The sequence below is a fragment of the Nocardioides sp. CFH 31398 genome, assembly GCF_022436705.1.
Lineage (GTDB): Bacteria > Actinomycetota > Actinomycetes > Propionibacteriales > Nocardioidaceae > Nocardioides.
On the sequence record NZ_JAKUHT010000013.1, the window covers coordinates 196895 to 211664 of the forward strand.

At 75.5% G+C, this 14770-nt stretch carries 12 protein-coding genes; 8 read left to right on the top strand and 4 right to left on the bottom strand.

What is annotated here, in order from left to right; genetic code table 11:
* Positions 1-8: 8 nt before the first annotated feature.
* The 6 genes from MJ876_RS13435 to MJ876_RS13460 all read left to right on the top strand — a co-directional run bounded on the left by MJ876_RS13435 (position 9) and on the right by MJ876_RS13460 (position 7858).
* Positions 9-656 (top strand): LuxR C-terminal-related transcriptional regulator, encoded by a 648-nt coding sequence (locus MJ876_RS13435; RefSeq protein WP_240236843.1) that lies wholly within the window; start codon positions 9-11, stop codon positions 654-656.
* Between the two features lie 198 nt (positions 657-854).
* On the top strand, positions 855-2270 hold the full coding sequence (locus tag MJ876_RS13440) for an exopolysaccharide biosynthesis polyprenyl glycosylphosphotransferase (RefSeq protein ID WP_240236845.1): 1416 nt from the start codon (positions 855-857) through the stop codon (positions 2268-2270).
* Between the two features lie 43 nt (positions 2271-2313).
* Positions 2314-2697 (top strand): phosphomannose isomerase type II C-terminal cupin domain, encoded by a 384-nt coding sequence (locus tag MJ876_RS13445; protein WP_240236848.1) that lies wholly within the window; start codon positions 2314-2316, stop codon positions 2695-2697.
* 315 nt (positions 2698-3012) lie between these two features.
* Positions 3013-5502 (top strand): malectin domain-containing carbohydrate-binding protein, encoded by a 2490-nt coding sequence (locus MJ876_RS13450; RefSeq protein ID WP_240236850.1) that lies wholly within the window; start codon positions 3013-3015, stop codon positions 5500-5502.
* Positions 5503-5794: 292 nt separating this feature from the next.
* On the top strand, positions 5795-6715 hold the full coding sequence (locus tag MJ876_RS13455) for a sulfotransferase domain-containing protein (protein ID WP_240236852.1): 921 nt from the start codon (positions 5795-5797) through the stop codon (positions 6713-6715).
* Positions 6716-6769: 54 nt separating this feature from the next.
* Positions 6770-7858 carry a glycosyltransferase gene (locus tag MJ876_RS13460; protein WP_240236854.1) on the top strand — a complete coding sequence of 363 codons (1089 nt, stop codon included), beginning with the start codon at positions 6770-6772 and terminating at the stop codon, positions 7856-7858.
* Positions 7859-8037: 179 nt separating this feature from the next.
* Here the strand turns inward: MJ876_RS13460 and MJ876_RS13465 are convergent, their stop codons facing one another.
* From MJ876_RS13465 to MJ876_RS13475, 3 genes are read right to left on the bottom strand one after another with little or no spacing between them, the layout of a single operon-like run.
* On the bottom strand, positions 8038-9150 hold the full coding sequence (locus MJ876_RS13465) for a glycosyltransferase family 1 protein (RefSeq protein ID WP_240236855.1): 1113 nt from the start codon (positions 9148-9150) through the stop codon (positions 8038-8040).
* A 59-nt stretch (positions 9151-9209) separates the two neighbouring features.
* Positions 9210-10160 carry a sulfotransferase gene (locus MJ876_RS13470; RefSeq protein WP_240236857.1) on the bottom strand — a complete coding sequence of 317 codons (951 nt, stop codon included), beginning with the start codon at positions 10158-10160 and terminating at the stop codon, positions 9210-9212.
* Positions 10161-10219: 59 nt separating this feature from the next.
* On the bottom strand, positions 10220-11488 hold the full coding sequence (locus MJ876_RS13475) for a hypothetical protein (protein ID WP_240236859.1): 1269 nt from the start codon (positions 11486-11488) through the stop codon (positions 10220-10222).
* Between the two features lie 81 nt (positions 11489-11569).
* On the opposite strand from MJ876_RS13475, the gene MJ876_RS13480 reads away from it, so the two are divergent.
* Both MJ876_RS13480 and MJ876_RS21805 read left to right on the top strand, forming a co-directional pair.
* On the top strand, positions 11570-12499 hold the full coding sequence (locus MJ876_RS13480; RefSeq protein ID WP_240236861.1) for a hypothetical protein: 930 nt from the start codon (positions 11570-11572) through the stop codon (positions 12497-12499).
* A gap of 5 nt (positions 12500-12504) precedes the next feature.
* A complete protein-coding gene (locus MJ876_RS21805; RefSeq protein ID WP_308192603.1) occupies positions 12505-13161 on the top strand; it encodes a hypothetical protein in 657 nt (218 codons plus the stop codon).
* Here MJ876_RS21805 and MJ876_RS13490 read toward each other — a convergent pair.
* Positions 13085-14716 (bottom strand): polysaccharide biosynthesis tyrosine autokinase, encoded by a 1632-nt coding sequence (locus MJ876_RS13490; RefSeq protein ID WP_240236865.1) that lies wholly within the window; start codon positions 14714-14716, stop codon positions 13085-13087. The genes MJ876_RS21805 and MJ876_RS13490 overlap by 77 nt on opposite strands.
* Positions 14717-14770: the final 54 nt, after the last annotated feature.

Sequence of the window (14770 nt, forward strand, 5' to 3'; positions counted from 1 at the left end):
TGACCGTCGTGGAGGACCACGTCCTCCTCGCGGAGGCCCTCGAGATGACCCTCAGCTCCGAGGGCTTCGACGTCCGCAGGATCGAGCCCGCGGACGACGGGATGTCGACCGCCCTGCTGCTGTCGACGATCCTGCGGACCCGGCCCGAGATCGTGCTGCTCGACCTCGACCTGGGGCGGAGCGGGGACGGCGTCCGCCTCATCGGGCCCCTGGCGCACGCCGGCGTCCGCGTCGTGGTGGTCACCGCCTCCGGCGACCGCGCCCGCTGGGGGGAGTGCCTGCGCCACGGTGCCCGGACGGTGCTGTCGAAGGGCCGCCCGTTGCGGGAGGTCGTCGCCACGGTGCGACGGGTCCACGAGGGCTTCCCGGCGATGGCCCCCGCTGAGCGCGACCACCTGCTGCGGCTGTTCAGCGAGCAGCGCCGCGCCGTCGAGGAGCTCAACACCCGCCTCGAACGACTGACGCGCCGCGAGCAGCAGGTCCTCGACCAGCTGGTGTCCGGCCGGACCGTGCGGGAGATCGCCGAGCAGGCCGTGGTCGCCGAGGCCACCGTGCGGACGCAGGTGAAGTCGATCCTGGCCAAGCTGGAGGTGTCGTCGCAGCTCGCTGCCGTCGGCATCGCGCACCGTGCCGGGTGGCGCCTGAGCCGCACCTGACGAGCATCCCGGTCCGCCCCTGTGACCCCTCGGTCCGACGGGGCGGTCCGGCCTGCGCCCACACCTCCGAGCGCCGGCGGGACGGTCCAGGACATGCCCTATTTGTGGCATGCCGAGCCCGAGACGGCGCTCCTACTGTGGCGGCCACGTCGCCGCCCGGGAGTCGACGCAGGAACTCGTCTCATGGGAGGGCAGCACGTGGCCACGTCGACACCGATCTCCACCCCGGTGGGCCCCGGCCTCACCGACCAGGTCCGCCGCCAGGGCGCGCGGCTGAGGTCGGGCTCCGCCGTCCGCCGCCTCGGCCCGGCCCTCGACGTCGTCGCCGTCCTCGTCGTCCTGACGGTGGAGCACGAGCGCTCCGGGGGAGTGCCGGTCTGGGCCTGGTCGCTGCCGGTGATCTGGACGGGGCTGCTGCTCTGCGCGGGTGCCTACCGCGCGGGACCCGAGGCCGCGGCGGTGCGCACGGTCGGCGCCGGCGGAGCCCAGCTGGCCGTCGGCGCCGCGGTCTCGGCGGCCGTCGTCGGGCCCGCGGTCGACCTGCGCCGGCTGCTGCTCCTCACCGCCGCGATGGTCGTCCTGTCGGCCTCGCACCGGGTGGTCGGCGGCCTGTGGCGGTCCTCGCGACCGGTTCCCGTCGTGCTGGCCGGCGAGCCGGACGAGGTCGGGCGCGTCCTGGTCGAGCTGCACGCGGCCACCGATCGCCGCTGGGACGTCGTCGGCGTCGTCCTCCCCACCGCGGAGCCGGACGGCGGCTTCGGCGTCCCGGTCACCTCGGGCTTCGAACGCCTGACGGCGGCCGCGCTCGACAGCGGCGCGGCGACCGTCGTCCTCGCCCCCGGTGGTCGGCTCGACCCCGCCTGCCTGCGCCGCTCCGCCTGGGCCCTCGAGAGCGCCGGCATCGACCTCTACGTCGGGACCGGCCTGCTGGACGTGTCACCGTCCCGGGCCAGCCTCGTCCGGGCCGGGGGCCTGCGGATGCTCCACGTCCGCCCCGCGCCGAGCCGGGGGCCCAGCCGGTGGGCCAAGGAGGTGGTCGAGCGCCTCACCGCGTCGGTCGTCCTCCTGCTCGCGCTGCCGCTGCTGGTCGCGGTGGGCGTCGCCGTCCGCCGCGGCTCGCCCGGGCCGGCCGTCTACCGGCAGGTGCGGGTGGGTCGGGACGGACGGCCCTTCGTCATGCTGAAGCTCCGCACGATGACCCAGGGGGCCGACACCCGGCTCGCGGCACTGGCCGCCACGAACGACTGCGGCGACGGCGTGCTCTTCAAGATGCGGAGCGACCCCCGGGTGACCCCGCTCGGCGCACGGCTGCGGCGCTACTCCGTCGACGAGCTGCCGCAGCTGGTGAACGTGCTGCGCGGTGAGATGTCGCTGGTCGGCCCGCGCCCCGCGCTGCCGTCGGAGGTCTCGGCGTACGACGTCGACCCGACGCGACGCCTCGCGGTGAAGCCCGGCCTCACGGGGTTGTGGCAGGTCTCCGGCCGCTCGGACCTGTCCTGGGACCAGACCGTCCGTCTCGACCTCGCCTACGTCGACAACTGGTCACTGGGGCTGGACGTGACCATCCTGTGCCGCACCGTCCGGGCCGTGCTCGGTCACCGCGGCGCCTACTGACCTCCCGCGACCCGTCGCGACCCGACCACCACCAGGAGCCCGCATGAGCATCGACACCGCTCTGTCCGCAGGCGCCGTCCTGGCGTCCGAGACCAGGCCCTGGGGCAGCTGGTGCGTGGTGGACGCCGGCCCCGGCTACCAGGTGAAGCGGCTGCTCGTGCTGCCCGGACGCCGGCTCTCCTACCAGACCCACGAGCACCGCAGCGAGCACTGGGTCGTCATCCACGGACGGGCGACCTGCACGCTCGACGGTGAGGTCCGGCACGCCGGGCCGGGGGAGTCCGTCGACGTCCCCCAGGGTGCGGCGCACCGGCTGGCGAACGGCGAGGACGTCGACCTCGTCGTGGTCGAGGTGCAGCGCGGGGCCTACCTGGGCGAGGACGACATCTGTCGCCTCAGCGACGACTTCGGCCGCACCGACGCCTGACGCGGCGGCTGACCCGGCGCCTGACCCGGCGCGCCCCACCGGGGCCGCACGACCCGGGCACCACGGTGGTCGAGCCGCCGGGTCGCGACGGCCGTCCCGCGTCGTCGTGACCCGTCCGCGGCGTGGTCCGCAGGCTGCCCGACCACCGCGGACCAGCGGCTGCCCGCGCCCTCGAGGACGTCGCCGAACATCACCCATTTCGGGCAGGCGGGGTGCTGGCCGGCGGACGAACACTGTGACCACCGCGGCCGGGCGCGGTGCCAGCAACGGCATCCGGACGCGTGAGCGCGCGCCCGCGGACCAGAGGAGCACGACATGCGGTGGACGAGGACGTGGGGCGTCGGGCTGGGGGCGGCGGCAGTGCTGCTCGCCGCCCTGACCCCTGCCCACGCCGGGACCCAGCACGACCGGGTGGTCTCGACCAACCCGGCCGACACGGTGCCGGTGATCGAGGACGGGGCGGGCGCCTTCGGCGTCGCGACGGTCGGGAGCACGACGGTCGTGGGCGGCAGCTTCACCCGCGTCCGACCCCGTGGCGGGACCGCGGTGACCCGGGAGAACATCCTCGCCTTCGACGCGAACGGGGCCATCAGCTCCACGTTCACCCCCGACATCGCGACGCGGGTGTGGGACGTCGTCCCCGCCGGCGACGGGGTCAGCGTCTACGTCGGCGGCCAGTTCTCGAACGTCGACGGCCTCGCGCGGACCAACCGCGTCGCCCGCATCAACGTGAGCACCGGCCAGGTCATGACGACGTTCCGCTCGCCCGGCTTCGACAACATCGTCACCGACCTCCAGCTCGTCAACGGGCGGCTGTACGTCGGCGGCTACTTCAAGACCGTGGGCGGCCTGCCCCGCGTCGGGCTCGTCGCGCTCAACCCGACCACGGGGGCCCTGACGGACCACCTTGACGACGTCACCTTCGCCGACGTCTTCCACGACTCCTCGTCCGCCTCGATCCCGTCGGGCAACCGCGGCGTCGGCGTCGAGAAGTTCGCCGTCACGCCCGACGGCTCGAGGCTCGTGGCCATCGGCAACTTCCGCACGGTCAGCGGCCAGCCCCGGGCCCAGGTCGCCGTCCTCGACACGGCCGGCGCCCGGGCGAGCGTGAGCGGCTGGTCGACGACCCGCTTCGCGTCCGGCTGCCACCCGAACTTCCCGACGTACACCCTCGGCGTCGACGTCTCGCCCGACGGCCGCTGGTTCGCCGTCGCGACGGGCGGCGCGTTCTCCGGCGGCGTCGGCTCGGGCACCATGTGCGACGCCATCAGCCGGTGGGAGCTCGCCGGCTCCGCCCCGAACCAGCAGCCGACCTGGGTCGACTACATGGGCGGTGACACCAGCAACGCCATCCACGTCACCGGCTCGGCGGTCTACATCGGTGGGCACTTCCGCTGGGCGAACGACCCCTACGCCGGTGACGCGGCCGGGCCGGGCTCCGTGGACCGCAAGGGCATGGCGGCCCTCGACCCCCGCAACGGTCTGCCGTTCTCGTTCAACGCGGGCAAGCTGCCGCTGCGCTGGGGGGTCAACCGCTTCGTCTCGACGGCCCAGGGCCTGTGGGTGGCGCACGACGGCGACACCCTGGGCAACGAGGCCACCGGCCGGCTCGGGCTGATGCCGCTCGCGGGGGGCAAGTCGATCCCGCCCGACAACACGGGCTCGCTGCCCGGTGACGCGTTCCTGGCCGGCACCCTCGGCAACCCGACGGGTCCGAGCCCCGTGCTCCACCGCATCAACGCGGGTGGCCCGACGATCCCGTCGCTCGACGCGTACGGCGACTGGGAGGCCGACCAGGACGCGAGCTCGCCGCTGCGCAGCGACGGCAGCGCCACGGCGTCCTGGGGCCAGCAGTTCAGCCGCACCGCCCAGGTGCCGGCGACCACCCCCACCGATGTCTTCACCGACGAGCGGTGGGACCCGAACGGCGACCCCCGGATGGAGTGGAACCTGCCCGCGCCCGTGGGCGTGCCCCTGCAGGTCCGGCTGTACTTCGCCAACGGGTACGGCGGGACCAGCCAGGTCGGGCAGCGCGTGTTCGACGTCGCGGTCGAGGGCTCGACCGTCCTCGACGACTACGACATCGTCGCCGACGCCGGCGGTGACTCGCGCGGCACGATGCGGGCCTTCGACGTCACGAGCGACGGCAACGTGGACATCGACTTCTCGCACGTCGCCGAGAACCCGCTGATCAGCGCGATCGAGGTCGTCCGCACCGACGTCACCCCGGTCGACAGCAGCACCGACGACGTCTACCGCACCTCGCTCACGACGTCCGGCGCCACGACCACCACCCAGGTCCCCTCGGGTGGCGTGGACTGGAGCAGCGCCCGCGGGGCCTTCATGGTCGACGGCCGGCTCTACACGGGCTGGGCCGACGGCACCTTCACCTGGCGGAGCTACAACGGCTCCACCTTCGGGGCGCCACGCACGGTCGACCTGAACGACCTGACCCAGTTCGCCGCCGAGCTGCCCGGCGTCCGCGGCATGTGGTTCGACCGGACCACCGGTCGCATGTACTACACGATGCGCGGGCAGAACCAGCTGTACTACCGCTACTTCACCCCCGAGAGCTCGGTGGTGGGAGCGGTGCGGTTCACGGTCCCGAGCACCGCGGGCATCGACTGGAGCAAGGTCACCGGCGGCTTCCTGGCCAACGGCCGGCTCCAGTACGCCGGCAGCGACGGGACCCTGCGGTCCGTCGCCTGGCAGGACGGCGCCGTCGGGGCCAGCACCGTCATGAGCGGGCCCGACGTCGACGGCCGCTCGTGGAGCAACGGGGCCCTGTTCCTCCGAGCCCCCTGACCCGGGGGGCCGGGGGGCGCGGGGGGGGGGGCCGGGGCCCCCCCCCCCCCCCCCCGCGGGGCGGGGGGCCCCAGCGGCCGGCCGGGGCGGGCGGGGCCCCCCCCCCCCCGCCACCGGGGCCCGGGGCCCCGGGGGTGGGCCCCCGGGGCCCCGCCCACCCCCGGCACGGCGCGACGGCGACCCCATGCGCCGACCGTGCCGTGCCGGGCCCAGCCCGGACGTGCCCAGACGTGCTCAGCCGTGCCCGGACTGCCCAGAACTGACCGCCCGTCGGACCCACCAGGAGAGACCCGTGACCCAGACCGTCCGCCCCGTGCGCGGGGTCGAGATGCCCCGGTCGGTGCAGGCCGTGCGCCGGGCGACGCCCCGACCCGCCCAGCTCGCGCTGAAGACCGCCGTCCGGCGCTTCGGCGCCGCGACCGGTGGCCTGCGCCCGCTGCCCGACTACCTGATCATCGGGGCCAAGAAGGGTGGGACCTCGTCGCTGACGAACTGGTTGATCCAGCACCCCGGTCACCTGCGCATGTTCCCGTCCTACCAGCCGCTGAAGAGCGCGCACTTCTTCGACATCGCCTTCCACGAGGGCGTCGACTGGTACCGCGGCCACTTCCCGACCGCGCGGGCCCGGTTGCGGCACCCCGGTGCGGTGGTCGGCGAGGCGAGCCCGTACTACATGTTCCACCCCGCCGCGGCCGGGCGGGCGCGGTCCGTGGTGCCGGACGCGAAGATCATCGCCGTCCTCCGCGACCCGGTCAGCCGCGCCTACTCGAACTACCACGACCGCGTCGCCGCCGGCACGGAGACCCTTCCCACCTTCGAGGCGGCCATCGACGCCGAACCGGGCCGCCTGGCCGGGGTCGACGAGGAGCGGCTGCGGAACGACCCCTGCTACTACTCGCTCGCCCACGACCAGTTCACCTACCTGGCCCGGGGCCGCTACCTGGAGCACCTGAGCTCCTGGCTCGACACCTACCCGGCCGAGCAGGTGCTCGTCCTCCGCGCCGAGGACATGTACGCCGACCCGGCCGCCGAGTTCCGCCGCGTCGAGCGGTTCCTCGGCCTGCGCCACCACGACGGCGTCGACCTGCGCACCTACAACGAACGGTCGAAGCCGCCCATGGACCCGCGGACCCGAGCCCGGCTCGCGGAGTACTACCGCCCGCACAACGAGGCGCTCGCCGAGCGTCTCGGCCGTGACCTCGGCTGGGACTGACCCCGGCCACCTCGGCGTGCCGGCAGCCCGCCACCACAGGACCAGGTGAGACGCATGACCGTCTGCATCGCCCACGACTACTGCACCCAGCGCGGTGGCGCCGAGCGCGTCGCCCTGACGCTCCTCGAGGCCTTCGACGACTCGGTGCTCGTCACCTCGCTGCACGAGTCCCGCAGCACCTTCGCCGGCTTCGGCGACCACCCGGTGCGGACCTCGCACCTGCAGCGGTACGTGCCCCTGCGGCACGACCCGCGGCGGGCCTTCCCGCTGCTGGCGCACGCCTGGGACAGGATCACCCCGCCCGGGGCCTCCGCCGTGGTGTGCAGCAGCTCCGGGTGGGCGCACGGCCTGCGGGTCCCGCCCGGGGTGCGCAAGCTCGTCTACTGCCACAACCCGGCCCGGTGGCTCTACCAGGCCGAGGACTACTTCGGTGACCGCTCTCGGGCGGTCACCGCGGCCGCGCGCTCGATGTCACCCCGCCTGCGGCGGTGGGACCGGGCGGCAGCGGAGTCCGCCGACCTGTACGTCGCGAACTCCAGCGCCGTCGCCCGGCGGATCAAGGCGGTCTACGGCATCGACGCCGTCGTCGTGAACCCGCCGAGCGCGCTGGACCCCGCCGGGCCGCGGCGCGCGGTCGCCGGCGTCGAGCCGGGCTTCCTGCTCAGCGTCGGCCGCGGCCGTGGCTACAAGCACATCGACGTCGTCGCGGAGGCCGTCGCCCGGCACGGCACGGCACGCCTCGTGGTCGTCGGCGGGTACGACGGCGTCGAGACCCTGTCGAACGTCACCCGGCTGCAGGGGGTCACCGACGACGAGCTGCGGTGGCTGTACGCGAACGCCGCCGCCGTGGTGTCGCTCTCCCACGAGGACTTCGGCCTGACGCCGGTCGAGGGGTTCGGCTTCGGGACCCCCGCCGTCCTCCTGCGCGGCGGCGGGTTCCTCGACTCCATGGTCGAGGGGGTCACCGGGGTGTTCGCGGAGGCGCCGACCCAGGAGGCGTTCCTGGAGGCGCTCGAGCAGCTGCCCGGGTCCTTCGACCCGGACCGGATCCGCCGCCACGCCGTCCGCTACGCCCCCGCGACCTTCCAGCGCACCATCCGCGCCCTCCTCGCCGGCGAGGACACCCACGTCCACGCCGCCTGAGCCCCCCCGGCGTCGAGTCGGCACGTCTGCGCAGCCGGGGGACGTCGAGTCGGCACGTCTGCGCAGCCGGAGGACGTCGAGTCGGCATGTCTGCGCAGCCGGGGAACGTCGAGTCGGCACGTCTGCGCAGCCGGGGCCGCCCGCACCACCGCCCAGTGGTGCGGTCGGCCCCCGACGCCTCAGGCGGGGACGACGTGGCGCAGGACCGTCGAGGCCTGCGACGCCCAGGAGAAGCCGGCGGCACGGTCGAGGCCCGCCGCCTGCATCCGGGACCAGAGCGCGGGGTCGTCGAGGAGCCGGCGGACCTGGCGGGTCATCGACCCCACGTCGTGCGGGTCGCAGTAGAGGACGGCGTCGCCGCAGCGCTCACGCAGGCTCGGGATGTCGGCGGCCACCACGGGGCAGCCGAACCGCATCGCCTCGACGGGCGGCAGGGGAGAGGCCTCGTAGTGGGAGGGGAAGAGGAACACCGACGCCCGCCGGTACTGCTCCTCGAGCGCCTCCACGTCGTTCACCTGGCCGAGGAGCCTCACCCGGTCGTGCAGGTGCTCGGGGACCCGTGCGCCGGACGCCCCGAACTGGGCGCCGGTGCCCCCGACGAGGTGGAAGTCCACGGCGTCGGTGCTCGCCAGCTCGACCGCGGCCCGCGCCAGTCCGTCGGCGTTCTTGCGGCGCGTCATGGAGCCGACGTACAGGCAGCGCCGGTCCCGCAGGTCGCGCGCCGGGACGTCGGGGTGGCCGGCCTCGAGGGTGGCCGGGTCGGCCGAGCCCCGAGCGGTCCCGGCGCCCTCGCCGCCGCCGTTCTGCACCGCGGTCAGCCGCGCCGAGGTGATCAGGCGCGGGTGCCTCTCGAGGATCGCGTCGCGCTCGCTGCGGGAGACCGTGAAGACCCGCTGCGACCGGGCCAGGACGACCGGCACGAGCGTGGAGTAGAGCAGGCGGAACGATCGGCTGTAGGCCTGCGGGAAGTACGAGTACGACAGGTCGTGCACCATCGTGTGCACCTGCCGGTGCCGCGTGAGCAGCAGCGACAGCGGGGCGAGGTTCCCCAGGCACAGCAGCGGCTCGTCGCCCACCAGTCCCGGCAGCTCGAGCTGCTCCCACGCGTGGGAGGTGAGGCGGCCTGACCGTCGCAGCACGGCGGAACGGAAGCGCGGCACGGTGACGAGGTCACCCCGTGCCGGCGCCCAGACGACGACCTGGAGCCCCGGCAGGGCACCCTCGGCGAGGAGCTCGTCGAGCGCGGTGACCAGCTCGATGGCGACCCGCTGGATGCCGGTCACGTCCTGCATCAGGAACCGTCCGTCGACGTGGAGCCGGCGGGGGACACCGCGCCGGCGGACCGCCGTGGTCATCGCGCCGGACGGCCGGCGTCGGAGACCGCGTCGAGCAGCCACGCGGGGCGCCGGGTGTGCTCCGGCAGCACGGCGTCGAGCCGGGCGAGGTCGTCGGCGAACAGGGGGCCGAGCGACGAGCGGACGTCGTCCGGGACGCCGTGGCGCTGCAGCATGCGGCGCCGCACGGCCTCGCGGAAGCGCCAGGTGGTCACGAGCCGGCCGGCGCGGCGGGCGACGTCGTGGCCCTGCGCCCGCCAGAGCACCTGCTGGAGCCGCGGGTGTCGCGGGCTGCCGGAGACGTTGACCCGCGGGACGGCCTCCGTGGGCCGGGGCAGGGCGGGCAGGCCGAGGAAGGCGGCGACCTCGTCGAGGGTGCCCTCGTAGTCGGCCTCCAGGTCGTCGTGGAACCAGACCCGCAGGTGACCGGGCGGCAGCGTGCGCGTCATCGCCTCGACCGCCTCGGCGTAGTGGCTCATGGCGGTGTAGTGCCACAGGTGGTGCCAGCGCTGGTGCACGCGGCACTCCTCGTCGGCCACGGCGCGGAGGAAGTCGGCCTCGGGCTCGCGTCCCTGGGCCCTCAGGTACTGGTGGCTCGACCACGCGCGCTCCACGGGCTCCCGCAGGAGCAGCACGACCCGCGCGTCCGGCGAGAGCCGCAGGAGCTCGGGGACGGCGCGCTCGTGGTGGTACATCGTCGAGACCGAGCCCTCGCCCCGCGCGGGACGGTCGCCCGCCGCGGCGAACAGCGCCAGGTAGTCGCGTTCGCTGGTGACGGCCGTCCGGTTGAGGCTCTCCTCGTCCCCGGGCCCCCGGAAGTCGACCCGGGTGCCGTGCAGGGCCAGGTAGTGCGGCTCCTTCGGTGTGGTCACGTGGACGTCGGGACGACGACGCAGACCTTCCAGCAGCCCCGTCGTCCCCGCACGCCCCGCGCCGGCGACCACGAAGGTCGGACCCCCCTCGGTCATCGGACCCCCTCCCGTCGACGCCGACGGCACCAGGGTCGACGCTCGGGATCCGGGGGTCGTCACCCGTTTTGGGTACGTTCCGCCGGCCCGCCGCTGTCCTCCCCGAGCGCGGCGACGGCGCTCCGCAGCAGCGGCAGCCCCCAGCCCCGGCGGGCGACCGCCGCCAGCGGGGTCCGTTGCCGGTCGAGCACGAAGCGCAGGTTCACGTCGAGCAGGTACGCCGCCAGGACGACGTCCTGCTCGGCCACGGGCAGACCGAGGTCCTGCCGGAGCGCGGCGCCGGCCCGGTCCAGCCACGCCCGCTCCTCGGCGTCCCCGGTGCCCTCGTGCACCCGGAGCTCCTGGGCGAGGAAGTGGACGGCGTCGAACCCCACCGGGACGTCCTCGCCGTAGTGCTCCCAGTCCCACAGCAGCACCCGCTCGCCGTCGCGGACCATGTTCCACGCGGTCCAGTCCCCGTGGCACGGGCCGAGACCCAGCGGGGCGGTCCCCGCGGCGCGGCCGACGGCCTGGAGGTGGGAGCCGAGCTCGGCGCGCAGCGTGGGGTCGTCCACGTCGGCCAGGCGCCGCGTCGTGCGGGCCCACCAGCCGCTGTCGGCCAGCGGGGCGGTGCGCGACCCGGGGGCGGCGGCCAGCTCGCGCATGGCGTCGACGGGCCGGCCCGCGTCCCCGCCCCCCGTCCCGCCGTCGTCCGCGAGCAGCGGGGAGACCAGGAGCAGCTCGTGTCCGCGCCACGTGCCCCGGTGCAGCACCGTCGAGTGGACGACGAGGCGCAGCCCGAGGCCGCCGACACGCTCGAGGGCGTCGGTCTCGGCCCGGACGGCGGCCCGGCCGGCGGGGTCGATGCCGAGCTTGCCGAAGGCGAGGGTCGAGGAGTCCGGGGCCAGGGCGCGCAGGACCACGGTCCGTGCGTGCTGCCAGCTGCCGAGGCGGACGGCGACGTCGGCGGGCCCGCCGAGGTGGTCCCGCACCGCCGCGACGAGGGACCCGGTGTCGGCCACCCGCAGCCGCCGGAGGGGCAGACGGGCCAGCAGCCCGCGGCGGTGGCCCGCCGCCAGCGCCGCCGCCCCGAGTCGGCGCAGGCGCGAGGACTCCTGGCCCTCCAGCGCGGCGGACGTCCACGGCGCCCGCGCGGGCACCAGCCAGCGGGGCGCGGCGACGGCCGGGAGCACCAGCCAGTCCGACGTCCCCGCCGGCGGACGGCGCCCCCGGGTGAGCCTGACACCCTCCGGCCACAGCACGCGTGCGGAGCCGAGGAGCAGGCCGTCGGCCTCCGCCCGCCCGTCCTCGGGCCCGTGCTGCCCGCGCTGCCGGTGCTGCCCGCGCATCCCCGCTCCCGCCCTCGGCCCGTTGTCGGGACCCGGATCGTGGGGGCAGACTAGGCGACCCGACGGCGGCGGGGGTGGGCTGTGACCACGAGCACCGAGATGCGGACGACGCTGCTCGCGGCCGCCGCGCTGCTGGTGACCGGGTGCTCGTCCGCCGCACCCGCCGACCCCCTGGAGCCCGCGGGCCGGACGGACGAGCCCGCGGCGCGAGCGGGCGACGGTGGGGCCGGCGAGGTCCCGAGCGACGGGGCCGGCGGCGCGGGTCCGACCTCCTGCCCGCGACCCGGGGGCTGGACGATCGACGACCCGCGGATCACCGAGTCGAGCGGCATGGCGCTGAGCCGCGTGCACCCCGGCGTGCTCTACACGCACAACGACGCCGGCAACGCGCCGTCGGTGTTCGCCGTCGACGCCAGCGGCACCCGCGCGGTGCTCGACCTGGCCGTGCTGGGCGTCGACTGGGAGGACGTCGCGACCACGCCCGACGGTCGGCTGTGGGTCGGCGACATCGGCGACAACGACGAGGTCCGTGGTTCGGTGTCGGTCGCCGTCGTCGAGGAGCCGGACGTCCTGACGAGCACGACCCTGGCCGCGACGACGTACGAGCTGCAGTACGAGGACGGGCCGCACGACGCCGAGGCGCTGCTCGTCGACCCGCGTGACGACCGGGTGTGGGTGGTGACCAAGGAGGAGCCGTCCGGCACGGCGTACGTCGCGCCGGTGCGGCTGCGCGAGGACCGCGTCAACGTGCTGCGGGCCGTGAGCGAGGCGCCGGCGGCGGTCAGCGGCGGGGCGTTCTCGCCGGACGGGGAGCGCATCGTCCTGCGCACCCAGCGCCGCGCGTTCTTCGGCGACGGGTTCCGCGACGAGACCGAGGTGGTGGACCTGCCTCAGCAGCGTCAGGGCGAGGCCGTGACGTTCACCGAGGACGGGCGCTGGGTGCTGCTGGGCAGCGAGGGCGAGAACAGCCGCGTGCTGTGCCTGCCGGTCCCGGGTGCCCCCGGGGGCTGACGGCGGTGACGGGGACGACGGCGGGGGGTCTGCTGGTGGTCTGCCGGGCCAACCTGATCCGGAGCCCCGTGGCGGCGGGCCTGCTGCGGCGTGGTCCGGGCGGACGCCGCGAGGTCGCGTCGGCGGGGCTCCACGCCGAGCCCGGCCTGCGGGCCGACGACGACACGGTCGCCGTCGCGGCGCGGGCCGGCGTCGACCTCGCCGACCACGTCTCCCGACCGGTGACGGCGGACCTCCTGGCGGCGTCCGCCCTGGTGCTGGCCATGACCGAGGCGCAGCGCTCGGCGCTCGTGCGCACCCTGCCCGCCGCTGTGCCCCGGACCTTCACGCTGCTCGAGCTCGTCCGCCTGACCGGCCCCGGGCCGGCCGACGGCAACGACGTCCCCCTCGGGGGACCCCTGGCCGAGGTCGCGGCGCGGGCGCACCGGCGGCGTCCCCTCGAGCTGGGCCCGGGCGTCCCCGAGGACGTGCCGGACCCGGTCGGGCGCGGGCCGCAGGAGCTCCGGGCGGTGGTGGCCCGCCTGGTGCAGGCGTGCGACCGGCTGACGGGGTACGACGCGGCGGGGTACGGCGCGGCGGGGCCGGTCAACCCTGCGCCTGGCCCGACAGGCGGGCCTCCGGCTCCGCCGGGCCCGGGGACGCCGCGTCCGGCGACGTCGTGACGTCCTCCGCGGGCCGGGCCCGCCGGTAGTCGTAGCTCGTCAGGTGTGACTCGTCGACCCCGTTGAGGACGACGCCGGCGGGGGTGACCCCGACGGTGCGCAGCGCCTCCCGCAGCGCGACGAGCTGACGCCGTCGGGTGACCCCGACCCGCGTCACCGCCACCACCAGGTCGGCCCGGGTGACGAGCTCGAGGGTGTCCGCCCCCAGGAGCACGGGCGGGCTGTCGACCACGACGAGGTCGGCCGAGGCGACGAGCTCGTCGAGCAGCTCGCCCATCCGTGGCGAGCTCAGCAGGGCGGCGGGGTTCGGGGCGGGGGTGCCGGCGGCGAGCACGCGGAGGTCGTCGACCCCGACGTCGAGCAGGTGGGTGTCGGCCGGCTGCCCGCTCGCGAGCAGGTCGGAGAGCCCCGGCGGGTCGCCCAGGCCGAAGCGCGGGGCGACGGCGGCGCGTCGCAGGTCGCCGTCCACGAGCACGACGCGCAGGCCGAGCCGCGCGGCCGCCACGGCGAGGTTGGCGCTCGTCACCGTCTTGCCCTCACCCTGCTGCGCGGAGGTCATGAGGACGACGGGCGCGGCGTCGGTGGTCCGCGTGGCGAGCACGAAGCGGAGGTTCGCGGCGAGGCGCTGGTACTCCTCGCTCACCGGGTCGTGGGGCCGGAGCAGCGTGGCGACCCGCTCCGACAGGGCCCGGTCGCGCCACTCGGGGACCCGCCCCAGCACGGCACCACCGAGGGTCTGGTGCACGGTCGCCTCCTCGTGCACCTTGTCGTCGAGGCGGTCGCGCAGGAGGGCGGCGCCGACGCCGAGGACGAGGCCGACGAGGCCGCCGAGGACGACGTTCAGCAGCGTCTGCGGCGTCACCGGGGCCTCCGGCGCCTCGGGGTTCCGCAGGAGCTCACCGCCGGTGGCGGCCGTCGTCAGCGACTCGGTGAGGGCGTCCGCCTGGGAGTCGAGCTGCGTCTGCGTGCTGAGCAGGGTCCGCCGCTCGCTGGCGAGGGCCTCCTGACCGGGCTGGTCGGCGAGCTCGTCGTCGATCTGCCCCAGCCGGGTCTCGACGTCGGCCCGCTCGGAGGCCAGCCGCTCGCGCGCCTGCTCGTAGCTGCCGACCGAGTCCTGCTCGCGGAACTGCAGGTACGCCGTCGCCACCACCGACGCCGTCCGTGCGGCGCGGTCGGCGTCGGAGTCCTGGGCGGTGATCCGCAGGACGCGGCTGGTGCCCACCGCCTGCACGGTGACCAGCTCGTCGAGGTCGGGCGGGGAGGCGAGCCCGTAGCGCGACTGGACCAGGCGGGCCACCGGCAGCGAGGTGACGACCTGCGTCTGCGTCGCGACCTCCTCGGCGTCGATCTGGCCGTCGCCGGTGTCGGTCTGGGGACCGGACGGCTCGAGCAGCACGTCGGCCGACGCGGCGTACGTCGGGGTGGCGGCCAGCGAGTAGGCGAGGGCGAGCCCCACGCAGAGCAGCAGCACGGCGACACCCGTGCGCCACCGTCGGCGCAGGGCGCGCGCGTGGTCACGGAGGCCGGGTCGGTCCGAGGCTCCGACAGCAGTCATGTCTGTCATCCGCGAACGCCCCCCGCATTCGTTGTTTGGGGCAGTCTAAGCCGG